The 24,898-nt window shown below is 56.5% G+C and carries 32 protein-coding genes and 1 pseudogene; 27 read left to right on the forward strand and 6 right to left on the reverse strand.

Annotation, left to right across the window (positions count from 1 at the left end):
• Positions 1-40 precede the first annotated feature (40 nt).
• Positions 41-232: a hypothetical protein gene (locus AB4O23_RS17495; RefSeq protein WP_460060132.1), complete on the forward strand. Its 192-nt coding sequence runs from the start codon at positions 41-43 to the stop codon at positions 230-232.
• A gap of 40 nt (positions 233-272) precedes the next feature.
• Here AB4O23_RS17495 and AB4O23_RS17500 read toward each other — a convergent pair whose 3' ends face one another.
• Both AB4O23_RS17500 and AB4O23_RS17505 read right to left on the reverse strand, forming a co-directional pair.
• Entirely contained in the window at positions 273-836 is a 564-nt protein-coding gene (locus tag AB4O23_RS17500) for a hypothetical protein (RefSeq protein ID WP_460060134.1), read from the reverse strand.
• Between the two features lie 111 nt (positions 837-947).
• Positions 948-1,151, reverse strand: coding sequence for a hypothetical protein (locus tag AB4O23_RS17505; protein ID WP_042570956.1), 204 nt, complete (start codon positions 1,149-1,151; stop codon positions 948-950).
• Between the two features lie 74 nt (positions 1,152-1,225).
• On the opposite strand from AB4O23_RS17505, the gene AB4O23_RS17510 reads away from it, so the two are divergent.
• A complete protein-coding gene (locus AB4O23_RS17510) occupies positions 1,226-1,858 on the forward strand; it encodes a putative metallopeptidase (protein ID WP_460060136.1) in 633 nt (210 codons plus the stop codon).
• A gap of 180 nt (positions 1,859-2,038) precedes the next feature.
• Positions 2,039-2,371: an HNH endonuclease gene (locus AB4O23_RS17515; RefSeq protein WP_460063973.1), complete on the forward strand. Its 333-nt coding sequence runs from the start codon at positions 2,039-2,041 to the stop codon at positions 2,369-2,371.
• Between the two features lie 66 nt (positions 2,372-2,437).
• On the opposite strand, the gene AB4O23_RS17520 is transcribed toward AB4O23_RS17515, so the two are convergent.
• Positions 2,438-2,986 carry a hypothetical protein gene (locus AB4O23_RS17520; protein WP_460060137.1) on the reverse strand — a complete coding sequence of 183 codons (549 nt, stop codon included), beginning with the start codon at positions 2,984-2,986 and terminating at the stop codon, positions 2,438-2,440.
• A gap of 31 nt (positions 2,987-3,017) precedes the next feature.
• Between AB4O23_RS17520 and AB4O23_RS17525 the strand changes: the two genes are divergently transcribed.
• The 9 genes from AB4O23_RS17525 to AB4O23_RS17565 all read left to right on the forward strand — a co-directional run bounded on the left by AB4O23_RS17525 (position 3,018) and on the right by AB4O23_RS17565 (position 10,934).
• Positions 3,018-3,479, forward strand: a complete 462-nt coding sequence (locus AB4O23_RS17525; protein ID WP_460060139.1) for a DUF2280 domain-containing protein — start codon at positions 3,018-3,020, stop codon at positions 3,477-3,479.
• A complete protein-coding gene (locus AB4O23_RS17530) occupies positions 3,466-4,767 on the forward strand; it encodes a terminase large subunit domain-containing protein (protein WP_460060141.1) in 1,302 nt (433 codons plus the stop codon). The genes AB4O23_RS17525 and AB4O23_RS17530 overlap by 14 nt, the downstream gene beginning before the upstream one ends.
• Positions 4,764-6,182, forward strand: coding sequence for a DUF4055 domain-containing protein (locus AB4O23_RS17535; RefSeq protein ID WP_460060143.1), 1,419 nt, complete (start codon positions 4,764-4,766; stop codon positions 6,180-6,182). Before AB4O23_RS17530 ends, AB4O23_RS17535 begins: the two co-directional genes overlap by 4 nt.
• The gene (locus AB4O23_RS17540) at positions 6,157-7,245 is read left to right on the forward strand and encodes a minor capsid protein (protein ID WP_460060145.1); all 1,089 of its coding nucleotides are present in this window, start codon (positions 6,157-6,159) and stop codon (positions 7,243-7,245) included. Before AB4O23_RS17535 ends, AB4O23_RS17540 begins: the two co-directional genes overlap by 26 nt.
• A gap of 51 nt (positions 7,246-7,296) precedes the next feature.
• Positions 7,297-7,962: a hypothetical protein gene (locus AB4O23_RS17545; RefSeq protein ID WP_460060146.1), complete on the forward strand. Its 666-nt coding sequence runs from the start codon at positions 7,297-7,299 to the stop codon at positions 7,960-7,962.
• 70 nt (positions 7,963-8,032) lie between these two features.
• A complete protein-coding gene (locus AB4O23_RS17550) occupies positions 8,033-8,761 on the forward strand; it encodes a hypothetical protein (RefSeq protein WP_460150210.1) in 729 nt (242 codons plus the stop codon).
• A gap of 12 nt (positions 8,762-8,773) precedes the next feature.
• Complete coding sequence (locus AB4O23_RS17555) at positions 8,774-9,739, forward strand: major capsid protein (protein WP_017528141.1); 966 nt, start codon at positions 8,774-8,776, stop codon at positions 9,737-9,739.
• Positions 9,740-9,786: 47 nt separating this feature from the next.
• A complete protein-coding gene (locus AB4O23_RS17560) occupies positions 9,787-10,371 on the forward strand; it encodes a hypothetical protein (RefSeq protein WP_223496404.1) in 585 nt (194 codons plus the stop codon).
• A 59-nt stretch (positions 10,372-10,430) separates the two neighbouring features.
• Positions 10,431-10,934 (forward strand): DnaT-like ssDNA-binding protein, encoded by a 504-nt coding sequence (locus tag AB4O23_RS17565; RefSeq protein ID WP_460060149.1) that lies wholly within the window; start codon positions 10,431-10,433, stop codon positions 10,932-10,934.
• A 1-nt stretch (position 10,935) separates the two neighbouring features.
• On the opposite strand, the gene AB4O23_RS17570 is transcribed toward AB4O23_RS17565, so the two are convergent.
• Positions 10,936-11,241, reverse strand: coding sequence for a hypothetical protein (locus AB4O23_RS17570; protein ID WP_181643602.1), 306 nt, complete (start codon positions 11,239-11,241; stop codon positions 10,936-10,938).
• 29 nt (positions 11,242-11,270) lie between these two features.
• Between AB4O23_RS17570 and AB4O23_RS17575 the strand changes: the two genes are divergently transcribed.
• The 10 genes and pseudogenes from AB4O23_RS17575 to AB4O23_RS17620 all read left to right on the forward strand — a co-directional run bounded on the left by AB4O23_RS17575 (position 11,271) and on the right by AB4O23_RS17620 (position 19,857).
• A complete protein-coding gene (locus AB4O23_RS17575; protein WP_460060151.1) occupies positions 11,271-11,639 on the forward strand; it encodes a hypothetical protein in 369 nt (122 codons plus the stop codon).
• Positions 11,636-12,292 carry a hypothetical protein gene (locus AB4O23_RS17580; RefSeq protein WP_460060152.1) on the forward strand — a complete coding sequence of 219 codons (657 nt, stop codon included), beginning with the start codon at positions 11,636-11,638 and terminating at the stop codon, positions 12,290-12,292. The genes AB4O23_RS17575 and AB4O23_RS17580 overlap by 4 nt, the downstream gene beginning before the upstream one ends.
• Positions 12,289-12,705 (forward strand): phage tail terminator-like protein, encoded by a 417-nt coding sequence (locus AB4O23_RS17585; protein ID WP_460060154.1) that lies wholly within the window; start codon positions 12,289-12,291, stop codon positions 12,703-12,705. Before AB4O23_RS17580 ends, AB4O23_RS17585 begins: the two co-directional genes overlap by 4 nt.
• Before the next feature lie 73 nt (positions 12,706-12,778).
• Positions 12,779-13,435: a phage tail protein gene (locus AB4O23_RS17590; protein ID WP_460060156.1), complete on the forward strand. Its 657-nt coding sequence runs from the start codon at positions 12,779-12,781 to the stop codon at positions 13,433-13,435.
• 3 nt (positions 13,436-13,438) lie between these two features.
• Positions 13,439-13,819 (forward strand): phage tail assembly chaperone, encoded by a 381-nt coding sequence (locus AB4O23_RS17595; protein ID WP_460060158.1) that lies wholly within the window; start codon positions 13,439-13,441, stop codon positions 13,817-13,819.
• 17 nt (positions 13,820-13,836) lie between these two features.
• On the forward strand, positions 13,837-14,139 hold the full coding sequence (locus AB4O23_RS17600) for a DUF1799 domain-containing protein (RefSeq protein ID WP_012724063.1): 303 nt from the start codon (positions 13,837-13,839) through the stop codon (positions 14,137-14,139).
• 27 nt (positions 14,140-14,166) lie between these two features.
• Positions 14,167-17,229 (forward strand): phage tail tape measure protein, encoded by a 3,063-nt coding sequence (locus tag AB4O23_RS17605; RefSeq protein ID WP_460060160.1) that lies wholly within the window; start codon positions 14,167-14,169, stop codon positions 17,227-17,229.
• Positions 17,229-17,567 carry a phage tail protein gene (locus tag AB4O23_RS17610; RefSeq protein WP_068931880.1) on the forward strand — a complete coding sequence of 113 codons (339 nt, stop codon included), beginning with the start codon at positions 17,229-17,231 and terminating at the stop codon, positions 17,565-17,567. Before AB4O23_RS17605 ends, AB4O23_RS17610 begins: the two co-directional genes overlap by 1 nt.
• Before the next feature lie 11 nt (positions 17,568-17,578).
• Positions 17,579-18,332: pseudogene (locus AB4O23_RS17615) on the forward strand (phage minor tail protein L).
• 769 nt (positions 18,333-19,101) lie between these two features.
• A complete protein-coding gene (locus AB4O23_RS17620) occupies positions 19,102-19,857 on the forward strand; it encodes a C40 family peptidase (protein WP_460060162.1) in 756 nt (251 codons plus the stop codon).
• A 154-nt stretch (positions 19,858-20,011) separates the two neighbouring features.
• Here AB4O23_RS17620 and AB4O23_RS17625 read toward each other — a convergent pair whose 3' ends face one another.
• The gene (locus AB4O23_RS17625) at positions 20,012-20,599 is read right to left on the reverse strand and encodes a hypothetical protein (RefSeq protein WP_460060164.1); all 588 of its coding nucleotides are present in this window, start codon (positions 20,597-20,599) and stop codon (positions 20,012-20,014) included.
• Positions 20,600-20,679: 80 nt separating this feature from the next.
• A complete protein-coding gene (locus AB4O23_RS17630) occupies positions 20,680-21,003 on the reverse strand; it encodes a hypothetical protein (RefSeq protein WP_223496381.1) in 324 nt (107 codons plus the stop codon).
• A 141-nt stretch (positions 21,004-21,144) separates the two neighbouring features.
• On the opposite strand from AB4O23_RS17630, the gene AB4O23_RS17635 reads away from it, so the two are divergent.
• The 5 genes from AB4O23_RS17635 to AB4O23_RS17655 all read left to right on the forward strand — a co-directional run bounded on the left by AB4O23_RS17635 (position 21,145) and on the right by AB4O23_RS17655 (position 24,884).
• A complete protein-coding gene (locus AB4O23_RS17635; protein ID WP_223496379.1) occupies positions 21,145-21,501 on the forward strand; it encodes a VOC family protein in 357 nt (118 codons plus the stop codon).
• A gap of 132 nt (positions 21,502-21,633) precedes the next feature.
• Positions 21,634-22,089 carry a hypothetical protein gene (locus AB4O23_RS17640; RefSeq protein WP_223496377.1) on the forward strand — a complete coding sequence of 152 codons (456 nt, stop codon included), beginning with the start codon at positions 21,634-21,636 and terminating at the stop codon, positions 22,087-22,089.
• A gap of 180 nt (positions 22,090-22,269) precedes the next feature.
• Positions 22,270-23,136, forward strand: coding sequence for a hypothetical protein (locus tag AB4O23_RS17645; protein WP_223496375.1), 867 nt, complete (start codon positions 22,270-22,272; stop codon positions 23,134-23,136).
• A 302-nt stretch (positions 23,137-23,438) separates the two neighbouring features.
• Positions 23,439-23,786: a nucleotide pyrophosphohydrolase gene (locus AB4O23_RS17650; RefSeq protein WP_223496372.1), complete on the forward strand. Its 348-nt coding sequence runs from the start codon at positions 23,439-23,441 to the stop codon at positions 23,784-23,786.
• 12 nt (positions 23,787-23,798) lie between these two features.
• On the forward strand, positions 23,799-24,884 hold the full coding sequence (locus tag AB4O23_RS17655; RefSeq protein ID WP_223496369.1) for a protein NO VEIN domain-containing protein: 1,086 nt from the start codon (positions 23,799-23,801) through the stop codon (positions 24,882-24,884).
• The last annotated feature ends 14 nt before the right edge of the window (positions 24,885-24,898 follow it).

Genomic DNA, 24,898 nt, shown 5'->3' on the forward strand with positions numbered 1-24,898 from the left:
ACGTTTTCGAATTCGCCAAATCGTGGCGCGAGGTTTGCAGATGAGCAAAGTGATCCGACTACGGCACGCGCTCACCATGAGCCCGGACATTAACGCGGCTGTGAACGACCTGGATAGCGCCATCGCCAACGCTATAGATGCTGCGAAAACTGCCAGGCTTCCACAGCGCCTGATCGTTGGATTGCTCCACGGCCATGCCCACGCACAGACACACCAAATGGTGACCGAATAACTGGCAAGTCGCAGTTGTTCAGGCTGAGACTCAACAGCCATCAGGGTTTTACGCCGGGGGAAAGGCAAGATCTGAGCGATTGCTGATGCTTTTCAAGTTGAATCATGGCTTCTTCCCGGCGCTCGCCCTGCAAAGCATGTGTCCATGGCGGATTGACCGCCAGTTTTTCTTCAATGTCAGCAATTACACGCTGTATTGCCAAGCACGGGTCATTGGCTTTTACGCGGTTGCCCAATTGAGAGTTGAGATTCTTGTACTCCCCAAGCAGATTCGTTAGCTGAGTCAGCTGTTGGTTCGCGGCATTTAGGTCTGAGTCGGACCTGTTCAGCTTAAGCTCTAGGTCATGCGCTTTGGCCTGCAGCTGATCGGATTTCTCCGAAAGGGTTTTCTTCTCAACCTGTAGCTCAGCGACTAGCTTGGCTTGCACCTCGACGGTCGATTGAATCTTTCCAATGCCTACCAATTTTTCGGCGCCGTAACCGACAAGATGAAAAAGCGGTACGGCGGCTATCAGGCCTGCTCCGAAAGTAGCGATAGCTCTCAGGAGCATTCGAGGTTTTTTTTCAAGGTGATTGAGCTGTTGTGTCGGGGCTACTTTCTTCATCAGGTAATGCGAATCTCGCTAGTCCAACCCATTCATCTCGCGACTAAATCACAAATATGGGCGGATCGTTGATTGGGAAAAAATGCCGCAGGTGAGTGCGGCGCTGGAGAATCACTCGGTTTTTAGTGCTTCTTGGATTTGATCCGCGTAAGCAGATAGCTGCTCAAATTCGTACGCCAGATTAACGTTGCCAGAAGCACCGCCAGATCTGGCAGCGATAACCTCAAGAGCTGCCGCGACTGCGTTTGCCCTGTAAGACTTATCGGCGTTGTTAAGGTGCGCGGATTTTAGAACGAGATCAGAAATTGAGGACATGCTGCTTTCCTTGCTATTGAGTTGATCCCTACCAATACCGGCAACGCGCCACTATTTCAAGCTCAAGGTAATCCATGGACAGGCCGCATCCTCCATCGTCACTGCTTGAGCTATCCGACCTATCCGATTTCGGCATCCGCCTGACCCCAGCTCCTGAAGTATGGGAATGGCTCCAAGCCGAGATCCTTGCCGGCAGCGGAAGCATTCACAACGAAGACCATGCCCACCTACTGGATGCAGACATCCGAATCATGTGGGCGTCGTCGAGCTTCGCCAGACAGGGCCGCACAGTCCTGGGCCAGGCCGAGCAGGTAGCGTTCCGCGCTGGTGGTTGGCAGAAAGCCCGGATGGAGCAACAGATGCGTGATTGGTTCGGCGACGTGCCGGCCTTCATCATCACGCTGGCTGCTGACTACTGCGCCCAGTGCAGCGATACCGACTTCTGTGCCCTGGTTGAGCATGAACTCATGCATATAGCTCAAGCTCGCGATCAATACGGGCAACCAAAATTCACGAAGGACGGAATGCCCAAACTGGAGCTGCGAGGCCATGACGTCAGTGAGTTCGTCGCTATCGTTGAGAGATACGGTGTTGGAGCGCCGGATAGCGACGTTGCTCGAATGGTCGATGCTGCCAAAAAAACACCATCCGTTAACCGTGCCTCGATAGCGAGTGCGTGCGGTACTTGTTTGTTGAGGGCTGTGTAGTGGAAGAGCAATGGAAGCAGATCAGCGATCTGGCCGCATTACGCGGTCAGCACCCACGGTCGTATCAAGCGACTGACTACGGTGAAAAGCGGAATAGCTGGAGCCATCCTGTCCCAGTTTCTTGTCTGCGGCTATCCGTCGGTGAATTTCACTGATGTGGGCCGGCGTAAGTCACTTAGGGTGCATCGACTTGTCGCCGAGGCGTTTTTGGAAAGGCCTGAAGGGACCACAGAGGTAAATCATCTAGACGCCTCCCGGTCGAACAATCACATATCTAACCTTGAATGGGTTAGCGCTTCAGGCAATCGCAAACACGGCTATGACCACGGAGCGAACGATGCTGAGGGCGAGAGTAATGGGTACTCAAAGCTCATCGAGGAAGGCGTGCGTGAGATCCGCTTACGTAGGCCGTTAACGAAGTCAGCACAGGCCGAGCTCGCTGCGCGACATTGTGTATCAGTGGCAACGGTCAGGGATGTGGCTGCCAAACGAACCTGGAAGCACATCGATTGACGACAAATTGAACATTGCGAGGGCATGCGGAACCTGTTTGAGAGCTGCAAACTAAAGGTGAGTCTCTTATGGACGGACCTCAGGCCAATATTTCTCCAGCATCCAGAACGGTTTTGCGTCATCGAGCGCCTTGAGGGTTTCGATGAGCGCGTAGTACTCAAAGTGTTTCAACGTTGTCCAGGTAACCTTCCGCCACAGTTTTTTGGTTGCTTGATCAGTGATGTCCTTTCGTTTTGCTAGCTCTTTGAGTAGGAAGCTATCAATAGGCGGGTGTGCTACATCGGCAAGCGGAGAGGTATGTCCAGGTCCATTCACAATCATTGATTTGATGTAGATAGCGATCAGCTTCGCAATTCTGCCGTATTCGATTCCCTTTATGCATTGATCTGTAAGGCTTTTTTCAGCGGCGCTACACCACTTCTTGTGTAGTTTTGTGAAGCTTTCCTCTGTGACTGTCGCGTGTTTTTCCTCAGCCTTCAGAAAGTCCTTCACGCCACTGTCTATTAGAGTTTTTAAAAGCACTGATGAGGTAGCGCCTTTGGCTCCACGGCTTGCTGCTCGGGAGGCTGCCCATGCGGAAAATCGATGGCGGTGCTCAAAGTGGTCGTAAGTCATTTCTATACCCAAGCTATACGGATTCGCATTTATGGCAACGCTGGCAGATGGCGTAAAACGCTTCATCGTTAAAGCGTTAGCGTGCTTTGACACACCGACGCAGGTGGTCGATGCGGTAAAGGATGAATTTGGTTTGGTAATACACCGCTCACAAGTCGCTCAGTATGACCCAACGAAGATTGCAGGTAGCAAGTTAGCCATCAAGTGGAAGATTTTGTTTCAAGATACCCGCAAGAGATTCCGCGAGGAGACAGCAGACATCCCGATTGCTAACCGTGCCTTCCGCCTCCGTGCCATGAACCGCTTCGTGGAGAAGGCCGAGACGATGAAGAACATCGGCCTGGCCATGCAGATTCTCGAGCAGGCCGCGAAAGAAACCGGCGACATCTACGTCAACCGCGCACGGAAGGAAGAGGCCGGCGACGAGCCAGCGATCCCGACCCGCATCCAGGTCGACGTGGTGGATGCGAGGAGGCCGAATGCCGAGCCTTAACGTTCCGCAGGCTCAGTTCCTCACGTTGCCCCACAAGTTTCGCGCGTTCGTTGCCGGCTTCGGCTCAGGCAAGACTTGGGTAGGCTGCTCGGCACTGAGCAAACACTTCATGGAGTGGCCTGGCGTCAACGCTGGCTACTTCGCACCGACTTACCCGCAGATCCGCGACATCTTCTATCCGACCATGGATGAGGTGGCCTATGACTGGGGGCTGAAGACCAAGATCAACCAAGCGAACCACGAGGTTCACATCTACAGCGGCCGGCAGTCCCGCGGCACTGTGATTTGCCGGTCGATGGAGAAGCCGCAGACCATTGTCGGCTTCAAGATCGGTCATGCCCTGGTGGATGAGCTGGACGTGCTGACCGCGGTTAAGGCGCAGCAGGCCTGGCGCAAGATCATCGCCCGGATGCGCTACAACCTGCCCGGACTGAAGAACGGTGTGGACGTCACCACGACGCCGGAAGGCTTCAAGTTCGTCTTTCTGCAGTTCGTGAAGCAGCTTCGCGACAAGCCTTCGCTCAAGGAGATGTATGGCCTAGTGCAGGCCAGCACGTTCGACAACGAGCTGAACCTGCCGGATGACTACATCGCCTCCTTGATGGAGTCGTATCCACCGCAGCTGATCATGGCGTACCTCAAAGGCCAGTTCGTCAACCTGACGTCTGGCACGATCTACACCGCCTACGACCGCAAGCTCAACGGATGCTTCGACACCGTGCAGCCCGGCGAGCCGCTGTTTATTGGGATGGACTTCAACGTCGGCAAAATGGCGGCAATCACCCACGTCAAACGTGACCAGGGGCTGCCCAGGGCAGTAGATGAGCTGATCGATGGCTACGACACGCCCGACATGATCCGTCGGATCAAAGAGCGCTACTGGCAGCACGACGGCAACGACTTCAAGAAGACCTGCGAGATCAGGATCTACCCGGATGCCTCGGGCGACTCGCGCAAGTCTGTGAACGCCAGCATCACCGACCTGGCCATGCTTAAGCAGGCCGGGTTCGCGGTCATCGCCCCAGCGGCAAACCCGCCGGTGAAGGACCGAATCAACGCAATGAACGCCGTCTTCTGCAATGCGCAGGGCGAGCGCCGCTACCTGGTCAACTCGCTCACCTGTCCGACCTACGCCGATGGCCTGGAGCAGCAGGTGTGGGGCGCGAACGGGGAGCCAGATAAAACCGCCGGCATCGATCACGCGAACGACGCCGGCGGTTACTTCATCCACCGCGAGTACCCGATCATCAAACCGGTCACCGCTATTAAAATGGGATACGCCCGATGAGCAACGACGTCTCCTTCAAGCGGGCGGAATACACGGCAGTGCTGGACCGCTGGGCGACCGTTCGCGACGTCTGCGCGGGCCAGCACCGGGTTGTAGATCGGCTGCCGTACATCAACGCGCACGACAAGTCGCCGGAGAATCAAGACCGGAATCGGGCTTACCGTGAGCGCGCTGTGTTCAAGAACGCCACCGGGCACACCCGAAACGGGTTGCTCGGCCTGGCTTTCCACAAAGATCCGACACTGACGGTTCCGAAGAAGCTGGATTACTTGCAGGACAACGCCAACGGCTCAGGGGTGAGCATCTATCAGCACTCCCAGGGGACGCTGGAAAAGGTGCTCGAGGCCGGCCGGCATGGTTTGTATGTCGACTATCACCAGGACGACGGTATCGGTGGGCACTCGGTAATCCTTTCCTACTGCGCTGAAGACATCATCAACTGGCGCACCGGTATGGTTAACGGTCATAGCGTGCTAACGCTGGTGGTGCTGAAGGAATCGCCGGAGATCCCTGATGGCTTCGGCTTCAAAACGGTTGAGCAGTACCGGGAACTGGCCTTGGAGGAAGACGGCTTCGTTTGCAGAGTTTGGCGCCGCTCAGGACCAGAGACCGGCGGGCCACTGGCGGTTACTGAAGAGTTTCGGCCTACGGGTGCCGGTGGCCGACTGAAGGAGATCCCGTTCACCTTCGTGGGCGCACAGAACAACGACCCAAGCATCGACGAGTCGCCGCTCTACGATATCGCCATGATCAATCTGGGCCATTACCGGAACAGTGCTGACTACGAAGATAGCGTTTTCTGGTGTGGGCAGGCTCAGCCCTATATCTCTGGGCTCGATGAGCAATGGCGTGATCACATGGAGAAAAACGGCATTTACGTCGGTTCTCGGGCGCCAATGTTGCTTCCTGCCGGCGGCGCCTTTGCCTATGCGCAGCCCGCTCCGAACACTCTTGTCAAAGAGGCCATGGCTGACAAGAACCAGATGATGATTGAGCTGGGCGCTCGGATGGTGGTTGCATCACTTGCGACCAAGACCGCTACAGAGTCCCGCGGGGATCAGTCTGCGTCCACGTCCGTTCTAGCTGGCTGTGTTGCCAACGTCAGCGAGGCCTACACGCGAGCGATCATGTGGTGCTGCACCTACATGGGTATCGCCGACCAGAAGGTCGCCTACCAGGTGAATCAAGAATTCGTCGAACTCTCGGCTGATCCGCAGATGATCACCGCTCTCGTTGGGCTGTGGCAGAACGGTGGGTTCGCGAAGGCTGATCTTCGGTCTTATTTGCGCAAGCTTGGGCTGATCGCACCAGAGCGCACTGATCAACAGATAGACGGCGAACTAGAAGAGCAGGGCGATGGGCTGGGCTTGGACGATGAGGGCAAAATAGATGGCAGCGAACAAGGCAATACTTGATGCGACCATACGGCACGCCGTCTTCCTAGAAAAGCTCAAGGCTGGGGAGGTGGGCAAGTTCGCTCCCTTCCTCAAGGAGATTGACCGCTCGATCCGCGACCGACTCACACAGTCGGATCCGACTGAGTACAACGTCAAGCGCCTGGAATCGTTGTTGAAGGAGGTGGACAGCCTGCTGCAGGGCATCTTCGATCGTTACAGCGCGCAATTGAATCTGGACTTGGTGGACATCGCCAATTACGAGGCCGAGTTCGAGGCGACCAGTCTTGCCAGGTCGGCACCGGTTGGCGTGTCACTGGACGTTGTGGCTCCGACAGCCGCTGCAATTCGCACGGCGGTGCTGACGAACCCGCTCAGCGTGCGCGGCACCGGCGGCGGGAAGCTACTGAAGGCCTTCATCAAGGGTTGGACTGTCGCCGAGCGTGAGCGCGTCACTGGTACAATCCGGAAGGGGTACTTCGAAGGGCAGACGAACTTCCAGATCATCCGCAACATTCGCGGTACCAAGGCGGCAGGGTACAAAGACGGCATCCTTACCACCACCAACCGCAATGCCAGCACGGTCGTGCACACCGCAATTCAGCATGTGTCCTCGCAGGCTCGGATGGAGGTGGCCAAGGCCAACACTGACATCGTCGAAGAGATCCAGATGGTGGCCACGTTGGACAGCAAGACCAGCCAGCAATGCCGCTCGATGGACAAGCGCAGGTTTCCGGTGGATTCAGGTCCAAGGCCACCATTCCACCCGAACTGCCGCACCACCTTCATTCTCCTGACCAAGCTCAGCGCGATGTTCGCCAAAGGCGCTACGCGGGCTTCTGTTGGCGCTAATGGCGGCCAGCAGGTCAACGCTGACCTCGATTACTACCACTGGCTACAGCAGCAGCCGGCATCGTTCCAGGATGTGGCTATCGGCCCTGTACGGAGCAAGCTGTTCCGGGAGGGCGGGTTGACCGTCGAGCGCTTCACTGAGCTGCAGCTTGATCGCAACTTCGCTCCGCTGACCCTGGCGCAGATGAAAGTGCTGGAACCGCTGGCATTTGAAAGGGCTGGATTGGCTTGAAAATGTAATTAGTGCCGTTATGGTGTGCGTGACATAGACGGGGAGTCATGTATGCACCTTAGCGAACCATCCATTCCATATCTAACCAACGACATCATCGGCACAGATGAAGGTTGTGGAATTTTTATTCCTGCTAACCGAATGCTTTATCAGTTCGTGAGGGATAACCCGAGCAATACTGACAAAGCGCAGATTGCATCTAAGGCATTGATTATCGGGCGAAGCCTTTCTGCATCTGCGGAGCGACGGACACCGAGCGAAGCCGAGCCTGTGAGTGGTACAGCAAATTTTTATGACCTGCTGGGACAGACCGTTGCAGACTCGATGGTAGGTGAGTTGCTCGATATGCTTGATGAGCACCAAGACCTCACTCCCATGTTGATTGGCGATGTGGTAAAGGTTCACTCCTTTTTGTGCGACACAGTCACCAAAGTCACCCAAAAAGATTGCAGCAGCTTCTCGTCAAAGTATCTCCATTTTCATCGTCCGAAGCTGTTTCCTATGATGGACTCAAGAGCTCGAACGGCTCTGAAATGGGTCGCTGACGAGCAGGGCTGGGTTTTCGCGTACACAACTGCGGGTCAATCAAAGAACTACAGGGTTTACGTGGATCACTTCCTAAGAGCTCGACAACTGTTCGAGGATCACCTAAAGCGACCGGTAAGCTTGAGGCAGATGGACAACATACTTTTGAACCGATTCGACTTATACATCTGAATTGAACCCGCCTCGGCGGGTTTTTTTATGCCTGCAAAGCGGGCTAGACATACCCAAGGGGTGCATCAACGTGGCAGAAGAAAACGAAATCGACCTGGACAACCCGGCAATCAAAGCCGCTATCGCGACTGCCGTTGAAGCGTCCGTTTCGGGTTTGAAAACCAAGAATTCAGAGTTGCTCGGGAAGCTGAAGGAAACCTCCGGCAAGTTGACCCAGTTCGAAACACAGTTCGAAGGCATCGACATCGACGCAGTCAAAGGACTGCTCAGTCGTGCGGGCCAGGACGAAGAAACCAAACTGCTGACCGAGGGTAAGGTGGACGAAGTCTTCAATCGCCGCACCGAGCGCCTGCGCGGTGACTACGACAAGCAGTTGAAGGCGATCAGCGAGCGCGCCGAGAAGGCTGAGTCGTTCGCTGCCAAGTTCCAGGGCAAGGTTCTGGGTGACTCGGTGCGCGGTGCTGCACTGAAGGTCGGCGCGCTGCCCGAAGCCACCGACGACATCATCCTGCGCGCCAAAGGCGTGTTCACCCTTAACGAAGATGGCGATGCAGTCGCCGTTGATGAATCCGGCCAGGTCATCCTCGGTAAAGACGGCAAGACCCCTCTGACCCCGCTCGAATGGGCGGAATCTCTGCGCGAAAGCGCACCCCACCTGTGGCCAAGGGCTTCAGGGACATTTGCCCCGGGCGGGGGTGGCGGCAAGGCTGCATTCAAGCGCTCCGAAATGACGTCCGAGCAGAAGCGCGATTTCCAGCGCAAGCACGGCCAAACCGCATACCTCGCATTGCCCAAGTAAGGGGAAAGACCCATGGCTACAACTGTCAACAGCGACCTGATCATCTATAACGATGAGGCGCAAACTGCATACCTGGAGCGTGTCCAGGACAACCTGGATGTGTTTAACGCATCCTCCAATGGCGCGATGGTGCTCGATAACGAGCTGATCGAAGGTGACTTCCGCAAGCGTGCGCTCTACAAGCTGAACGGTTCGCTGGAGCACCGCGACGTCAACTCTGAAGGCAAGGTGACTGCCAAGAAGATCAGCGCCGGCGAAGCTGTCGGCGTCAAGGCTCCGTGGAAGTACGGTCCGTACCAGACCACCGAAGAGGCGTTCAAGCGCCGCGGTCGTCCGGTCGAGGAGTTCTCCCAGATCGTCGGTGCCGACGTTGCTGACGCGACCCTGGAAGGCTTCATCCAGTACGCAACTGCTGGCCTTCGTGCCGCCATCGGCTCCAACGCTGACATGGTGGTTTCGGCCAACATCGAAACCGACGGCAAGAAGACGCTTACTCGCGGCATGCGCAAGTTCGGTGACAAATTCGGCCGGATCGCTCTGTGGGTCATGCACTCCAGCGCCTACTTCGACATCGTCGACGAGGCTATCACCAACAAGATCTACGAAGAGGCCGGTGTCGTGATCTACGGCGGCCTGCCGGGCACTCTGGGCAAGCCTGTACTGGTGACCGACACCGCGCCGGCGGATGTGATCTTCGGCCTGCTGCCAAACGCCGTGACCATTACCGAGTCGCAGGCCCCAGGCTTCCGTTCCTACGAAGTGAACGACGAAGAGAACCTGAGCATCGGCTACCGCGCTGAAGGCACCGTGAACATCGATGTGCTGGGTTATAGCTGGAAAGCCACCACTGGCGGTTCCAACCCAACCCTGGCTGCGGTCGGTTCTGCTGCCAACTGGGTCAAGCACGCGGGCAGCAACAAGGTCACCGCCGGTGTGATGATCCAGCTCACTGCAACGCCTCCTGCCACCGGCGGCTAAGCCTCGAATTCAACGAGCGGTCAGCGATGGCCGCACTGGAGAAACACATGGAATTGACTTACAGCAACCAGCTCAACGACTTCGACCCGGAGAAGCGCTACCGCAATCCGGAACACTTCGATAAGCCTGAAGCCGGTGTTACACGCGTGCTGGTGATTGGCGATTGGCCAAACGTGGTCGACGCATATGAAGCGGCCGGTATTGACGTGTCGGTGAGGGAGGCTAAGCGGGTGCAGATGGTTGGCGCCACCAACCAGGCCGAACTCGAAAAAGTCGTTGCGGCTTTGCGTGCTGAGCATGGATCGATCGAGATCCTGATTGGTGGCCTGGAAGCTGGCGAGATTCACCGTCCCGAGTCGGGCGAGGTGGCGTTGCGCTTGTTTGATGTACTCGGAACCATCCATACCTCGGTTGGTGCCCTGGCCTCTGAGCGCGACGGCCTGCTCTCTACCGTTAAATCGCTGCGTGAAGAGGTGGAAGTGCTGAAGACGGCGACCATTGCACCGCCGGCTGACGAGGCCAGTGAAATCGCGGCGTTGAAAGCGAAGCTGGACGAAGCGAAAATGCCGTACCGAGCCAACGTCTCGAAAGAATCCCTGGAAAGGCTCGTCGCTGAGCTCGCCAAGGAGTGATACCGCTGGCTGCCGGTGACCCGGCGGCCAATCTTCAAACCATTCCAGTGAGTTAACGCATGACACTCATCATTGAGGACGGCACTGGCAAGCCTGACGCCGAAAGCTATGCGAGCGCCGAGGACCTGGTCATGTATGCCGTGAAATTCGGCACGGTCATCCCTGCAGGCGTTCCCGAGCAAGAGGCGTTGCTGCGCCGGGCCGCCTTGGCGATGGATGGCATGGTCTGGAAAGGGCGAAAGACCAACAGCGAGCAGGCCTTGTCCTGGCCGCGCCGGGAAGTGCTGCTGGATCAGGAGATCAAGCCGAACAACTACCTGCCGGCGCGAGTCCAGTACGGCCAAATGGCCCTGGCGGCCGAGATACATCAGGACGACATCGATCCGGTGGAGAAACGTAAAGGAGCGGTGCTGCTGGATCGTGTTGAGGGGGCGGTAACGCGCCAATACGCTGCGATCCCGTCCACCAGCAGCCGCTTGTTGCCGGCGGCGCCCAATCGGCCGAGCGCTACACAATTTGCTGATTACCTACAGAAGCGCGGGTTGTTTGCTGTCCGGGCCTGAGTCAGTAAGTCAAAAGCTTGTTCCACCACCAGTTCCAGAACAGATCCTCGGGCCACTCAATCGCATTATGGATCGTAGTGGCGAGGTGATTCGTGGCTGCGAAATCTACATGCGAATCCTCTTCCACTACGAATGGGCAACACCTGCCCTGAGCTCTATATGTCCATTCCTCATCTTTGGTGCCTGCCAAAGCGTCCTGAATCGCGCCTCGTAAATCTAAACGATAGAAGCGCTTCAATGGTGGAGGGCAAGTCAAATAGGCTTGGAGTGCTGCTGTAATAAGCGCGGCGCGTTGCTGGTTGTTCATTGATCCTCTCCATGATCAGGGGGCTTACTATGGCTTTTTATGACGAAATGGCCGTCACTGCACTGAACATGATTACAGAGTTTGGGCAACCTGTGATCATCCGCGCAACAATCGTCGGCGAGTACGACCCGGAAACCGGTTCGGCACCTCCCGACAGCATCAAAGAGCAAACCGCCCAAGGCATCCTGCTCGACTTCACCGGCCAAGAATTCCAGACCAACAGCCTCATCAAACAGGGCGACAAGAAGCTCAAGGTCGCCGCGCAGGGGTTGGCGTGGGTGCCTGGTCTGCTCGACAAGGTCGTGGCCCAGGGCCGCACTTGGTCAATCGTTCCTCCGCTGAAAGAGGTCAACCCGGCCGGTACGCCGATCCTGTATGAGCTGCAGGTGCGGTCGTGAGTCGGGCGGGCGCCGGCCAATCCGGCAGTTTCGCCCTGAGCCTCGCCGAGTTCGCCGCCCAGACCAGCGAGGCCATCGACGCCAGTGTGCGCGAGATCATCATCGAGGTCGGCAGCAGCCTGATCCGGATGTCTCCCGTGGGTAACCCGGAGATCTGGGCCGCAAACGTCGCTTACCGTGAGGCGAACGCCCGCGCAGCCGACGACTATGACGTCAAGGTCGCGGTCCGCAATACGATCATCAACCTCAACGAATCGAACTTCACCAAATCCGGCCAGCTGCGAAAGGGTGTGAAGTACGCCAAGCCCCTGACAAAGACCGAGCGCGACCAGAACTTCAATGTGAATGGTTTGGTGGCTGGCAAGGACTACGTCGGCGGCCGGTTCCGGGCGAACTGGCACATCTCGCTGGGCGTGGTTGAGAGCGTCACCTTCGACGAGGTCGATCCGAGCGGCGCCGAAACCACTGCTGCAATGGTTGCCGCAATGAGTGACTTCACCGCTGGCCAGATGGCTTACATCATCAATAACTTGCCCTACGCGATTCCGCTGGAGTTCGGCCATTCCACCCAGGCCCCCGGCGGCATGGTTCGGGTAACCGTGGCTCGCTTCCAGCAGATCGTGCTGGAGGCGATCAGGAACAACCAGGTATGAGTCACGCAATCATCGCCTCGATCTACGAGGCAAAGCTCATCGCCTGGAACGCTGCCAGGTCGGAGAAGCTTAAGATCGTTTTCGAGAACACGGCTTACGCGCCGGCGGAGGGCGAGACATACCTTCGAGCTTTCACCATTCCGGGCGACACCGCGAGCAACACGCTCGGCGGCGATCACCGGCTTTACACCGGCGTGTTTCAGGTCAGCATCATCGCTCCGGCGGGAACCGGCAAGGCCAAGACGAATCCGATCGCAGCAGAACTGACCGACCTGGTCCCTCTTTACGCGCGGGACACAAAGGGCGCGGTCACCGTGGTGACCATGTCGCCAGTTGACCAGGGGCCAGGCATCACAGGCGATTCCACCTACACCGTCCCGACTTCGTTCTTGTACCGGGCCGACACCAACTGATCCCGCCCATTGGGCAAACCCAGAGACCCGCCATTGAGCGGGTTTTTTCACATCTGCAAAGAGGAAATTCCCCATGGGCTACAAACTCCCGAACGGCGGCACCTTCCAGCACGCCGCAACCTACGCGGCCGCACTGGCTTTCACTGCCATCAGCAACGCAGCCGAGGCCGTTGCCACCGTTGTAGGTGGCACCATCGCTGCCGGCGATATTGTTCTGCTGACGTCTGGCTGGAGCAAGCTGGATAGCAAGGTGGTGCGCGTGAAGGCAGCCACGGCAACGGCTATTACCCTGGAAGGCATCGACACTACCGACACGCAGGTCTATCCGGTCGCTGGCGGTGCGGGCACGATGCGCAAGGTGCTGACCTGGGTGCAGATCCCGCAAATCTCCGACGTGGCCTTCTCCGGAGGCGAACAGAACTACCTGGACGTGGTGTTCCTCGAGGACGACCAGGGCAAGCAGATCCCCACCGACAAATCGGCGGCAAGCATGGTGCTCACCATTGCTGACGACCCGGTCCAGGCGTTCAACGGAGTGCTGCTGAAGGCGGACGCCGGCAAGCAGATCGAAGCGGCCCGCTTGAACCTGCCCGGTAACGACACGCTGCTGTATGGCACTTACACGTCGTTCTCCAAACAGCCAGCGGTGTCCCGTAACAACCTGCTGACTCGTACCGTCAGTCTTGCGTTGCAGGCTGAGCCGACCCGCTACCTGACTGCGGTGGTGTAACCCATGGCAAAGATCCGGATTGCGCAGAACGCCACGTTCACCGCGCCCGTGCTGATTCCAATCGTCGGCAGCGCGCCCGAGAAGGTTGAGTTCACCTTCAAGTACCGGGATCGCGCCGAGCTTGCCGCTCTATTCGATGAATGGAACGAGAAGCGGAAGAAGGCGCAGGCCGCATTGGGGGATAAGCCGTCATGGTCGGAAATTGTTGCGGTGGATACCGAGCAGCAAACCCAGCAAATCAAAGACCTGGTGGTCGGCTGGGGCTTCGATGACGAATACAACGACGACAACATCGTCGCGTTTGTGAAGTCCTGCCAGGGTGCCGCCGAGGCTGTCGTTAAGGCCTACGAAGGCGCATACAGCCAGGCCCGCCTGGGAAACTGACTGACGCCGCCCGCGCGATGTACTCGCCGAGCGTGCCCGACGCGATCATTGGCATGTTCGGCCTTGCCCCTGGCGACCTGGTTGAAGAGGTGGAGGTCTGGCCATGCAACTGGCCGGCCTTCCTCCTTTTCAACCGCATGTCCACCCAGTGGCGAGCAGGCGCAGGCGGCGCGATCGGTCTCGACTACAGCTGCATACGCGACGTGGCCGGGTTCCTCGGCATCAAGAAAAAGAAACTCGCTGAAATCTTCCCTGACCTTCAGGTGCTGGAAGGCGAAGCCCTGCGCGTTATGGCAGAGGAAAGGGAAAACAGCCCGTAACCACGGGCACTTATTCAAGGTGAGTCGATGAACATTGCAGAACTCGGCGTCAAGATCGACTCGGCCGATGCAATCCAGGCGAAAACGAGCCTGGATGAAATGGCGAAGGCCGGCGGCCGGGCCGAGCAGTCCGCCGTTTCGCTGATGAACGAAATGCAGGCGCTGGAAAAGTCTCTTTCCACCAGCGCCAAAACCACCCAGGACCTGGCAAAGCAGCGTGACGCTCTCGCCAAGCTGACCAAGACCGGCGCCTATGGCGAGGCCGAGGCGGCGAAGATCTCCGCTCAATTGGACAAGCGGCAGATCGCCCTGGCCAAGTCTGCCCTCGACGAACAGAAGGCCCTGAACAGCCTTCTGGGTGCCATAGACCCGGCTCGCGCTGCACTCGCCAAACTGGACACGCAGGTCGAGCAGCTTGGTAAGCACCTGGACGCCGGGAGGATCAGCCAGGACCAGTACAACAGCGCCCTGGGCAAAATCGACAAGGATTATGCCAAGCTCGAAAAGACCACCACTGGTTTCGACAAGCTGCGCCTTGGTACCCGCCAGGCTCAGGAAAACGTCGTGCAGTTGGGTAACGCACTGTCGTCGGGTGACTGGGGTAGCGGCGTTCGCGCCGTCGCTCAGTTGGGCGCCGGTGCTGGCGCTGGTGCGGCTGGTCTGCTCGCCATCCTGGCCCCGCTGGCGTTGGCTACCGCTGCCGTGGGTGGCCTCGCGGTTGCCTACTACAAGGGCAGCGAAGAGCAGGACCGCTATAACAAATCACTGATCCTTACTGGCAACTACGCCGGCGTGAGTGCCGGGCAGTTGGGTGACATGGCGCGGCAGGTCAGCGCTACCGTAGGCACCACAGGCCAGGCCGCTGCAGTGCTGGCGATGCTGGCGGAAAACGGCAAGATTGCCGGCGAGAGCTTTGCCGGCATCACCCAGGCCGCAGTGTCGATGCAGGAAGCCACCGGCAAGGCTGTCAGCGAGACGGTTGCCGAGTTTGTGAAGCTCGCCGATGACCCGGTTAAAGCCTCGGCAGCGCTGAACGAGCAGTACCACTACCTCACCGCTTCGGTTTACTCGCAGATTGCCGCGCTGGAAGAGCAGGGCGATCACGCTGGAGCCGTGAAGCTTGCGACCGAATCCTATGCCGACGCGATCAACGAGCGCACTCCGAAGATTTTGGAGAACCTGAGTTTCTGGGAGAAGGCATACAACGCTGTCGCCCAGGCAGCGGACGGTCTGAAAAACGCCGGACGCCGAGACATTAACTCAGACATCGAGAATGCTCGCGCTGGACTGGCTGAAGCTCAGGACATGGATGGACTGTTCCAAAGCCAAAAGTCCAAGGATGCGTTGATTGAGTTCCGGCAAAACCGCCTGAACATGTTGGAGGACGAAAAGGCGGCTCAGGCAGACATTGCCAAATGGGAGGGCGAGCAGGCAAAAGCCCAAGGGGCGGCGGTCACGGCAATGACAAAGGTTGATGCGCTGACCAAGTCGTCGTTGACGAATGAACAGAAACGCGCCGAGGCCCTGAAGGACTACAAGCAGCAGCTCGACGACATCCGCAAGGTAGCGCCGAACGACCCGCGCCTGGCCCAGGCGGCGATCGATAAAAACATTTCCAACATCAACGACAAGTTCAAGGACCCGAAAGCCGCTGGCAACCAAGTCGACCTGACCAGCTTCAACAACGCCAAAAACGACCTGGCGGCGATCACCGACACCTATAAGAACTACCAGAAGGAGATGGAGGCCGCGCAGAAAGCTGGTTTGCTCTCCGAGGAAGACTACCTGCTTCGCCGCCAGGCCCTGATCGGTAACGAGCTTGACCAGGTGACGGCAGCCTACGAGGCCGAGATCTCCGCCCTGGAAGCATCCAAGGCCAAGAAGGGCACCTCGGCCGCGCAAAGTATTCAACTGGACCAAAAGATCGCCGATGCGCGCGCGGGGATGGTCAAGGCGCAGAAGGATGCGGACAGCCAGCTTGAGGTTCTGGCGACTAACGAGACCGGGCGCCTTGCCAAACAGGAGAGGGCGATCAGCACTTACGTGCAGGCGCTGGGGCAGCAACAGCGTGCGCTGGAGCTGGCAGGCCAGCGCGCAGTGCTCGGCGTAGGGCAGGGTGATCGCCAGAACGCGCTCAGCGGCGAGCTGAACAGCCAGGAGGACCGGTTTGCTCAGCAGTCGCTGGAGCTTGCCAACCAGAAGTCCGACCCGTCGCGCAACATGTCGGAGGAAGAGTTTAAACGGAAATCGCAGGCGCTCGCAGACGCGAACAAGGCCGCCACTGACCAGATTCGGCAGAACTACGCTGATGTGGAGAACGCCCAGGGCGATTGGACGAAGGGCGCAACGGCAGCCTGGGATAACTACCTGGATTCGGCGCGCAACATCGCCGGGCAAACAAAAAGCCTGTTCGGCAACGCCTTCAGTTCCATGGAGGATTCCATCGTCAACTTTGCCATGACCGGTAAGGCGTCGTTCTCGGACTTCGCCAAATCGATCCTGGCCGACATGGCGCGCATAGCGACCCGCCAAGCCAGCTCCGCATTGCTGGGCAGTCTGGTTGGTGCGGCGGCGAGCTACCTCGGCGGCAGCGCTGTTGGAGGTGGCAACGGAATGGCCGCCGGCTCTGCCGGTGCTACCTCTTCGAACTTGGGCGCGTCCTCGACCGGCTACTCCAGCACCTACTTTCCGCAAGCCAAGGGAGGCGCGTGGTCTGGCGGCGTGCAGATGTTCGCCGATGGCGGTGCGTTCACGAACTCCATCGTCAGCAAGCCTACGGCTTTCGGTATGGCCAACGGCAAAACCGGCGTGATGGGTGAAGCTGGTGAGGAGGCGATCATGCCCCTGACCCGCACGTCGAGCGGCAAGCTTGGGGTCATGGCTATGGGCGGCGGTGGGGCTGGCGGAACGCAGATTAATGTCGAGGTACACATCGACGGTGACGGAAATGCATCGTCAACGGCTGACGCACCAGGCTATGACCTCTTCGGCAAGGAGCTGGCGACGTTCGTAGAGCAGAAATATCAGGAACTGCGGAGCAGGGACATGCGCCAGGGTGGCGTCATCAACAACGCAATCAAGGGGCGATGATGGCTATCGAACGATTTACCTGGGCAACGGAGAAGGGCGCGGAGGGTGATATCGCTCAGCGTGTTCGGTCCAAGAAGTTCGGCGATAGCTACGAGCAGTCGGTCGAGGATGGACTCAATAACCGGTCGCAATCGTGGCCGGTGATCTTTACCGGCCTGAAGCCACGTATCAAAGACATCATGGCGTTCCTTGATCGGCACAAAGGGGCGAAGGGCTTCCTCTGGGAGCCGCCCCTGGGTGAGCTTGGCCTCTACAAGTGCAACGGCTACAAGCCAGTGCACCGCGGCGGCCAGGTCTACGCCATCACCGCGACCTTCCAGCAAACCTTTCACCCCTGAGATAACCGCCCATGGCACTGATCACGGACATCCAGAAACTGGAGCCCGGCGGCGAGATTCGCCTGTTTGAAATTGATGGGACGGAATACGGCGCCGATTACCTGCGCTTCCACGGCCACGCGATCCCGCACACGCCAGAGGAATTGCTGGCCTATGAGGGCTCCGAAGAGGATCTGCCCGCAAAGTCGATTATCTGGCAGGGCCAGGAGTACGCGGCCTGACCTCGTGCAGATTGAGGGTATTTCCTCGAGCAGTGACGGCACCGCCTCTCGGCCAACGTTCGCCGCCGGCAACGTTAACGGGCGCGTCACGGCGCTGTGCCTGGCCTTCGAAGACATGCTGAAGTTCAAGCTGACGGTTCGCGAGACTCTGGCCCAGTACCTGGACGCCGCCAATTTCCCCGAGGGCAACCCAACTGCCGACCCGACCCAGGAGGCGCTGGAAATCTGGTACATCGACCAGAAAACCAGCGAGGACGGCGAGGCGGTTGTCTGGGAGCTTTCTTCCCCGGGCGAGATCGACAACCACGGCCTACCCGGCCGGCAGATGACCACGTTCTGCCATTGGGCCATGACGGCGGGATACAGAGGCCCTGACTGTAATTACACGGGGACAGCGATGTTTGACGACGAAGACAACCCTACAGATGATCCTTCGAAGGATGAATGTAAGGGGTGCCTGTCCTCATGCAAGCTCAGATTTGGCGAAAACGAAGAGCTAAATTTTGGAGGATTTCCTGCAGTGAACCTGATCTCAAGGAGCTGATACAATGAATTGCGCGGCTAGGGTAGCTCCCGAAAAGCCAATACCTAACTGGCCTGCCGCGCTCCTCAAGTTAGGTTTCATACTGTAGGAGTGTGAAAATGGGTAGACCCGTCAGAGATCTAGCCGGAGAAAGGTTTGGAAGGCTACTTGTAGTGGGCCGCGACGCTAACAAACCCAGCAAGGCCGGGGCCTATTGGAATTGTGTTTGCGATTGCGGCAAAGAGAGCTCCGTTCGATCAGGGCCGCTGGTAAACGGCCAGTCCACGTCATGCGGTTGCCTGTCAAAAGAGCTTACAAGAGCAAGAAGCATCAAGCATGGAATGGAGGGGACGCCGTCTTATCAGCTTTGGGATGGGATGGTCCGAAGATGCTCCAACAAAAACCATGCAGCTTATGAAAACTACGGCGCTCGCGGAATCAAAGTGTGCGAGCGTTGGTTAGAATTTTCCAATTTTTATGAAGATATGGGTGTTCGCCCTGATGGCATGTCGCTCGATCGGATCGACAACAATAAAGGCTACTCACCCGACAACTGCAGATGGGCTACTCATAAGCAGCAGTGTAGAAACACTCGGTCAAACCATCTGAAAACGCTTTTCTGTGAAACTAGAACGATTGCAGGCTGGGCCGATGAGTTCAGCCTCTCTTACAACATCGTTTATCTGCGCATCCGAATGGGCTGGCCGTTAGAAAGGGCTGTTCTCACTCCTCCAGCTCGATAACAACCAATGTAAGGGCGCTACGGCGCCCTTTTTAGTGGGCGCGAATAATGCGAAAACACATCATCACCGCCATCCAGGCGCACGCGGCGGCCCAGTACCCGAAAGAATGTTGTGGCCTGCTGCTGGCTATCGGGCGCAAGCAGAAGTACTTCCCGTGCCGGAACATCGCCACAGAGCCGAGCGAAGAATTCCGGCTCGATCCTGAGGACTATGCCGCTGCGGAAGACTTGGGCGAGGTGATCGGCATCGTTCACTCGCACCCGGACGCCACCAGCAGGCCTTCACCGCACGACTTGGCCATGTGTGAGGCCACGGGCTTGCCCTGGCACATTCTGTCCTGGCCTGAGGGCGACATGCGCACGATCACGCCCACGGGCAGCACGCCGCTGCTCAGGCGGCCGTTCGTGCATGGTGCTTGGGACTGCTGGCAGGTATGCGCTGATTGGTATGCCTGCGAATGGGGTCTGGAGTTCGAAGCCTTCCAGCGCGCCGATGGCTGGTGGGAGAGTGCGGCGAACGCAAGCCTCTACGAGCAGCACTACGAGGCAGCCGGCTTTGTACGCGTAGACCGTCCCCAGCGCGGCGACATGATCGTCATGCAAGTCGGGCGGACAGTTCACCCGAACCATGCCGGCATCTACCTGGGCACTGATCCGGCACTACCTGACGAAGAGTCAGGCGCATTCGGGCCAGGTCCTTTCCTGCTGCATCACCTATACGGGAGGCCGTCCGAGATCATCGTCTACGGCGGCCCCTGGCATGACCGAACACGCCTGATCCTCAGGCACAAAGATGCAAAGTAACCAATCTTGTGAGAACGGAGGCTGGCGATGGACGATGTTCGTTTGAGCAACTACGGGTCAAGCCTCTGTGCTGAGGATATTCCCGTATCAGCAGCGATGGTCGAAGCTGGCCTTGCCGTGCTTGAGGAGATCGATGATTGGCCAATTTCCCGATCTAGGGTCGAAAGAGCTTTTCAGGAGATGTACCTTTGCGGATTTCTAGAATCTGAGCGCGCGTCCTGACACCTCTGAGGATCTCACCATTTGCTGAAATCGCCTGAAGAATTCTCATGAGCTTCAGGCACTGATCTCTTAGCTCGCTGATTTTGAGTGTTGCGTTGGATTTATTGGCGCTCTTTGGCTTAATCAGATCGGTTAACGACGCTGTTTGACCTTCATTTAGCCCCCATTGCCAATGCACTATTTTATGCCTGAGGCTGCTGACATTATCGAAAGCCTTTAGCGTGAAAAGCAGGTCGTCTGCTGCTTGTTGGTCCTGGGTTTTTGAGTCCGATATTCGCCCCTGAACGTATCTGATCATCCCTGCCATTGAGATATTGGCTTCAACTGATAGCTTCTGAGCCTCTGCCACTGGCATCTTGAGGTAAAAGGCAAAAAGCTCCGATATTTGCCACTCGACCGCAGAGTAATTGACGATGAACTGTCCCATCGCATGTAGGTGTTCATCCGAAGGTCCTACGTCGTACTCGCGTTTCCAGTCGATAGTAAACGGTTCCCTGGGCTTAAAATCGCTGTCGCTCACGTAGATCTCCCTATCTTTATCCGCGCCGATATTGGCGCAACCCCAGTCCTTGGGCATGCAGGCGTAGGACTGGGGAATCCTTAATTCAGGCCTTCAAGCTGGTCAGTGTCGAGGCGCCAAGCCTCGGCGGCCCCTGAAAGCAAGGGATCGTCGTCGCTCTTTATATTGCCTATGACTGCGTCCATTCTCTTGAAATCGATATCTGGCAATACCTGTCTGTCTGCCATTTGAACCTCAAGAGGAATCAGCGTTACGCTAACGCTCTGTACTGCCATGAAAGTACCGGCCGTAACTTCATCTATCACGCTTCTCGCTGACTGACGGAGCTTGGCATCGTCCGCCTCGCTCAAAATATCGTATTGCTCCTTAATAGCGTCCGACTTTGCTCTATTCGAAGAATTCATGCAGTTCCTTCACTCTAAGCATCCTTGGAGGCATAAAGCTACTACTTCGGCGCTCAGCGCGGTTACTGGCATTCCATCCACGCTGGATGCCTGGACAGGATCGCGTCATGATGAGGTCTTTGTACAACAAGGAGGTGAATTATGGGTGTCAGAGGAACCGATCATCAGATCGACAACATTGAGTTTAACGTTAGCGATATTCCGCGCAGTAAAGCTTTCTATGGTGCGGCGTTTGGATGGACCTTCGTGGACTACGGACCCAGCTACACCGAATTCAGCGATGGCAGGCTCACTGGAGGATTCACAACTGGAGAGCCCGTTCGGACTGGTGGCCCGCTGGTCATTCTCTACGGGGATGATCTCGAGGAAACTCAGCGCCGAGTCAGTGCAGCAGGTGCCACAATAAGCCGGGAGATTTTCTCGTTTCCTGGAGGCAAAAGGTTTCACTTTATTGATCCGGATGGCTATGAACTGGCTGTATGGAGTGCAGAGACATAGATGTTTGTTTGAGGCTAGCCCAGCCCTGCGCTGGGCTTTTTGCATCTGCCCCTCAATGCTCCAGTCCCGACAACCAAAGAGGGAACGAGATGCGTATTTTGATAGCTGCAGTAGCGGTTTAGGAGCTTCAAGATGGGGTTCGCAACGACACTCTGGGAGTGGTATGGGCAGGGAGAGTTCAAGCTGGTGCTCGCCTTATGTGAGGCATTTCCTGCTCTAGAATTCCTGGCGATGAGTGCAGATCAGCAGCGAGAAGCTATTCCGGACTGCCCTGCATGCGAAGCGTGGTCTATAGCAATGCTGCCGTTGAACGATACGCTTACCGCGTGTGGCAGCGCATTGCCAGACGAGGTTAGAGGCGGTTTGCACCGCATCTGGCAGCTATGCAATGGCCTGACTGAAGACTCATTTCATTGTGGCGACCGGTTGATATTCGATCATCAAGATTGGCAGCCCATCCGTGATTCAGCCACTGATCTGCTCGGGCTGATGGAGCATCCGGAGATTAGCCCTTTTCTGAATGATCTGACGGTTGATTGCCATAACGAGGTCAATGGGTACGTTGCAGCAAAGCCCGAACGTTCTTAACAGGCACGAAACAAACCAAGCCCCGCGCTGGGCTTTTTGCATCTGGCGCAATGACCGCTGAACCGCGCAGGATGCGCAGGTCGTGTGCATCAGCCTCTGAAGGCGTGTATGGCGAATTGCAATCACAGAGGCTAGACTCGCTTCAGATGACCGTCCATCAAATCCGTGGAGCGCTTGTAAATGAATGGAATCACGTTACAGACGTTGATAGCTGTTACGGTTTTGATGAGCGGTTGTGCTTACGCGCCTACGAAACCAGCCTGGCCACTTCCCCCCAAAGACTTAATTGAGTACCCAGAAACAAGCCCCGGGGGCGACACTGCGCTGGCTAGGGCTGAGACTTATACGGCAGGGCTTCTGAAAGTCATCACTGACAACGCCACTAGTAGGGGCGAGCTTAACTGGGGCACGGGTGACTTTGTTTCAATTGGTGCGCTGATGGCAGTAGGAGGTGCCGTGGCTGGTCAGCCAGGATTGATGAACAGTGGCGCGGGTATGTCTCTGCTGGGTTTATCTGCGTCTGATCGATACCAGTTCGGTATTCAGCAATCTGCCTACAACGCTGCAAGGAAGTCAGCAAGCTGCGTTATAGCTCGGATACATTCCATAAGTGAAGACGAATTGCTTTGGGCTGGCTCTCAGCAAACAGACATAGAGCTCAGAACTGCGGCTACGGATATACCCATCGACATCGTGGAGTCGGCAAATCAGATCAAGGAGTCGCTGATTATCCGATTGCAGTCAATTGAATCGGTACCGCTGGACGTGGGAGCAATCAAGAGATTGCTTGCCCAGGTGAAGGCAGACAACGAGGCGGCAGACAAAAGCAGTCAAAAAATTTCAGAACGAGCCGAGCTTGATGGGCAGGCATTGTTAGCGGCTCCGCTCGCATTCGACGCACCTGAAGGTGATAAAGCTGCGCGTAAATTTGAGTTAGATAGAATTCAGAAAAGCAATGAACGCGTGCCCTTAGAGCTCCAAGCATCAGTAACAAAAAAGCTCATGACATTTGAGAGCGAGCTTAGTGCATGCGTAGTTGGTCTCTAATGAAGCAAAAGGCCCGCTGATTCGGGCCTTGTATTTTCGAGAAAAGTGGTCAGCTATCTTTTTAGCTGGTGTCGGAGGTTCTGGCGTCTGCTTTGGGGCGGTCGTGAGCAAGGGCGTCTGTAGAACGCTGACTGGAGAGACGTTCTGCCGAAATCGGTGTGGTTCGTAAATTTAGCCTGACTTTCTCGCGCACCGTCACGTCGGTGTGAATCGCCTCGGTAGCGGCGGACACATCACTTCGTAGCTGACGGTGACAGATGCTGTGTACACTCAAGGGTGAAGCTCACATCAAGCGATGATCCATGGATACGAAAAAACTTCAGCGGAAGCTGGCCCAATTTGCCACTGACCGGGACTGGGACCAGTTCCACAATCCAAAGAACCTGGCCATCGCTCTTTCAGTTGAGTGCTCGGAGTTGCTGGAAGAGTTTCAGTGGCTGACAGAGGAAGAGGCCGCCAAAGTCATGTCCTCTACTGACCAAGCTGAACGCATCAGAGAAGAGATAGCGGATGTCACTGCTTATCTTTTGCTATTAGCAGGTAAGCTCGATATAGATCTTCAAAAAGCTCTATTGAGCAAAATTGAAAAAAACGCCTTGAAATACCCTGCGGATAAATTCAGGGGTATCGCCAAGAAGTACAACCGCTGAGTTCACCTAATAATGAAAATCTGGCTCATACCAGCGTCTGACAATATCGCGACGCAAAACCTTTCTCGCTCGCTGGAAAACGAAATAGATGTCGAGGTGCGCCAGGTGATGCTCGAAAAGGAGCTTCCTTTTCAGTACGCTTGGGGAGCACGCCTTGGAAAAAATGGCTCCAATCGCAATGGCTTTCAGCGTATGTCCGCTGGCGACATCTGCTTTTTCTATACCGCAGATAAACGCGATCCTGATGAGCCAAAAAAGGCATACCGATGGATTGCGCGGATTTTGGATACCACCGAGGATCAGCAGTTGGCTGATCAGATTTGGCCGCCAAGTGGTGAGGAGCCTGAGTCCTTCCCACTTATTTACTTCCTTACACCTCCCGTGAAAATCTTCCTTACCACCGAAGAGATTCCATCGGTTTTGAGCGCAAATGGAGCGGACTATTTTGGACGTGGCCCGAATGGTTTTATGAATCTACGCGATGAAAACTTCGATTACGTCATGGCAAGGTTTGGATCTGCTCAGGGGCTCATGAGTTTTGTTCTGAGTAATTTTGGTCAGGAGGATCCGCTTGAAGCTGAGTACCCTGAGTTGTTTTCTCAGCTCGAAATCGGCGATGTCTCTGTCACGTTTGTCGATGATCTTCTATCCGTAAAAAAATCCAACGGCAAAGCAAGGCAACCAGGTGCAACAGTCCCTCAGCGCCGGTCGAAACAATCCAAAGTTGTGGGTGATAAGGCTGAGCATTTTGTCCTGCAGCTTCTGGTTGATGGAAAAATTCCTGATGTCTCCGCACGTAATGTGATCCATGTTGCCGAGCAAAAGCGAGGATGGGATATCGAGTATGAAGACGAACTGGGCAATATTGTTCGTGTAGAAGTCAAAGGCTCAACAGCGCCTAGGTTCAGCAACTTTGAGTTGACCATCAACGAGCTGAACTCACTTTATGAACATAAGGGTATGTATCATTTTTACCTTGTGGGCAGCTGTATGTCGGGCGATAGAAGGGTTCAGGTCATCACTGATATGGCTGAACGTTTGTCGAGCAGGCAAGCAACTACGACACCTCTGACCTTCAGGTTGGAGCTTCAGGAGTGACGAGTGATTCAGTC

The sequence above is a fragment of the Pseudomonas sp. H2_A10 genome (assembly GCF_054680085.1).

Excerpts from the sequence above, each read along its gene's own strand:
- AB4O23_RS17585 (WP_460060154.1), top strand. The coding sequence starts at position 12,289 with ATGAGTCACGCAATCATCGCCTCGATCTACGAGGCAAAGCTCATCGCC.
- AB4O23_RS17635 (WP_223496379.1), top strand. The coding sequence starts at position 21,145 with ATGGGTGTCAGAGGAACCGATCATCAGATCGACAACATTGAGTTTAAC.
- AB4O23_RS17570 (WP_181643602.1), bottom strand. The coding sequence starts at position 11,241 with ATGAACAACCAGCAACGCGCCGCGCTTATTACAGCAGCACTCCAAGCC.
- AB4O23_RS17595 (WP_460060158.1), top strand. The coding sequence starts at position 13,439 with ATGGCAAAGATCCGGATTGCGCAGAACGCCACGTTCACCGCGCCCGTG.
- AB4O23_RS17605 (WP_460060160.1), top strand. The coding sequence starts at position 14,167 with ATGAACATTGCAGAACTCGGCGTCAAGATCGACTCGGCCGATGCAATC.
- AB4O23_RS17645 (WP_223496375.1), top strand. The coding sequence starts at position 22,270 with ATGAATGGAATCACGTTACAGACGTTGATAGCTGTTACGGTTTTGATG.
- AB4O23_RS17575 (WP_460060151.1), top strand. The coding sequence starts at position 11,271 with ATGGCTTTTTATGACGAAATGGCCGTCACTGCACTGAACATGATTACA.
- AB4O23_RS17500 (WP_460060134.1), bottom strand. The coding sequence starts at position 836 with ATGAAGAAAGTAGCCCCGACACAACAGCTCAATCACCTTGAAAAAAAA.
- AB4O23_RS17560 (WP_223496404.1), top strand. The coding sequence starts at position 9,787 with ATGGAATTGACTTACAGCAACCAGCTCAACGACTTCGACCCGGAGAAG.
- AB4O23_RS17630 (WP_223496381.1), bottom strand. The coding sequence starts at position 21,003 with ATGAATTCTTCGAATAGAGCAAAGTCGGACGCTATTAAGGAGCAATAC.
- AB4O23_RS17505 (WP_042570956.1), bottom strand. The coding sequence starts at position 1,151 with ATGTCCTCAATTTCTGATCTCGTTCTAAAATCCGCGCACCTTAACAAC.
- AB4O23_RS17520 (WP_460060137.1), bottom strand. The coding sequence starts at position 2,986 with ATGACTTACGACCACTTTGAGCACCGCCATCGATTTTCCGCATGGGCA.
- AB4O23_RS17545 (WP_460060146.1), top strand. The coding sequence starts at position 7,297 with ATGCACCTTAGCGAACCATCCATTCCATATCTAACCAACGACATCATC.
- AB4O23_RS17620 (WP_460060162.1), top strand. The coding sequence starts at position 19,102 with ATGCGAAAACACATCATCACCGCCATCCAGGCGCACGCGGCGGCCCAG.
- AB4O23_RS17555 (WP_017528141.1), top strand. The coding sequence starts at position 8,774 with ATGGCTACAACTGTCAACAGCGACCTGATCATCTATAACGATGAGGCG.
- AB4O23_RS17495 (WP_460060132.1), top strand. The coding sequence starts at position 41 with ATGAGCAAAGTGATCCGACTACGGCACGCGCTCACCATGAGCCCGGAC.
- AB4O23_RS17650 (WP_223496372.1), top strand. The coding sequence starts at position 23,439 with ATGGATACGAAAAAACTTCAGCGGAAGCTGGCCCAATTTGCCACTGAC.
- AB4O23_RS17530 (WP_460060141.1), top strand. The coding sequence starts at position 3,466 with ATGCCGAGCCTTAACGTTCCGCAGGCTCAGTTCCTCACGTTGCCCCAC.
- AB4O23_RS17510 (WP_460060136.1), top strand. The coding sequence starts at position 1,226 with ATGGACAGGCCGCATCCTCCATCGTCACTGCTTGAGCTATCCGACCTA.
- AB4O23_RS17565 (WP_460060149.1), top strand. The coding sequence starts at position 10,431 with ATGACACTCATCATTGAGGACGGCACTGGCAAGCCTGACGCCGAAAGC.
- AB4O23_RS17540 (WP_460060145.1), top strand. The coding sequence starts at position 6,157 with ATGGCAGCGAACAAGGCAATACTTGATGCGACCATACGGCACGCCGTC.
- AB4O23_RS17590 (WP_460060156.1), top strand. The coding sequence starts at position 12,779 with ATGGGCTACAAACTCCCGAACGGCGGCACCTTCCAGCACGCCGCAACC.
- AB4O23_RS17655 (WP_223496369.1), top strand. The coding sequence starts at position 23,799 with ATGAAAATCTGGCTCATACCAGCGTCTGACAATATCGCGACGCAAAAC.
- AB4O23_RS17600 (WP_012724063.1), top strand. The coding sequence starts at position 13,837 with ATGTACTCGCCGAGCGTGCCCGACGCGATCATTGGCATGTTCGGCCTT.
- AB4O23_RS17610 (WP_068931880.1), top strand. The coding sequence starts at position 17,229 with ATGGCTATCGAACGATTTACCTGGGCAACGGAGAAGGGCGCGGAGGGT.
- AB4O23_RS17525 (WP_460060139.1), top strand. The coding sequence starts at position 3,018 with ATGGCAACGCTGGCAGATGGCGTAAAACGCTTCATCGTTAAAGCGTTA.
- AB4O23_RS17535 (WP_460060143.1), top strand. The coding sequence starts at position 4,764 with ATGAGCAACGACGTCTCCTTCAAGCGGGCGGAATACACGGCAGTGCTG.
- AB4O23_RS17640 (WP_223496377.1), top strand. The coding sequence starts at position 21,634 with ATGGGGTTCGCAACGACACTCTGGGAGTGGTATGGGCAGGGAGAGTTC.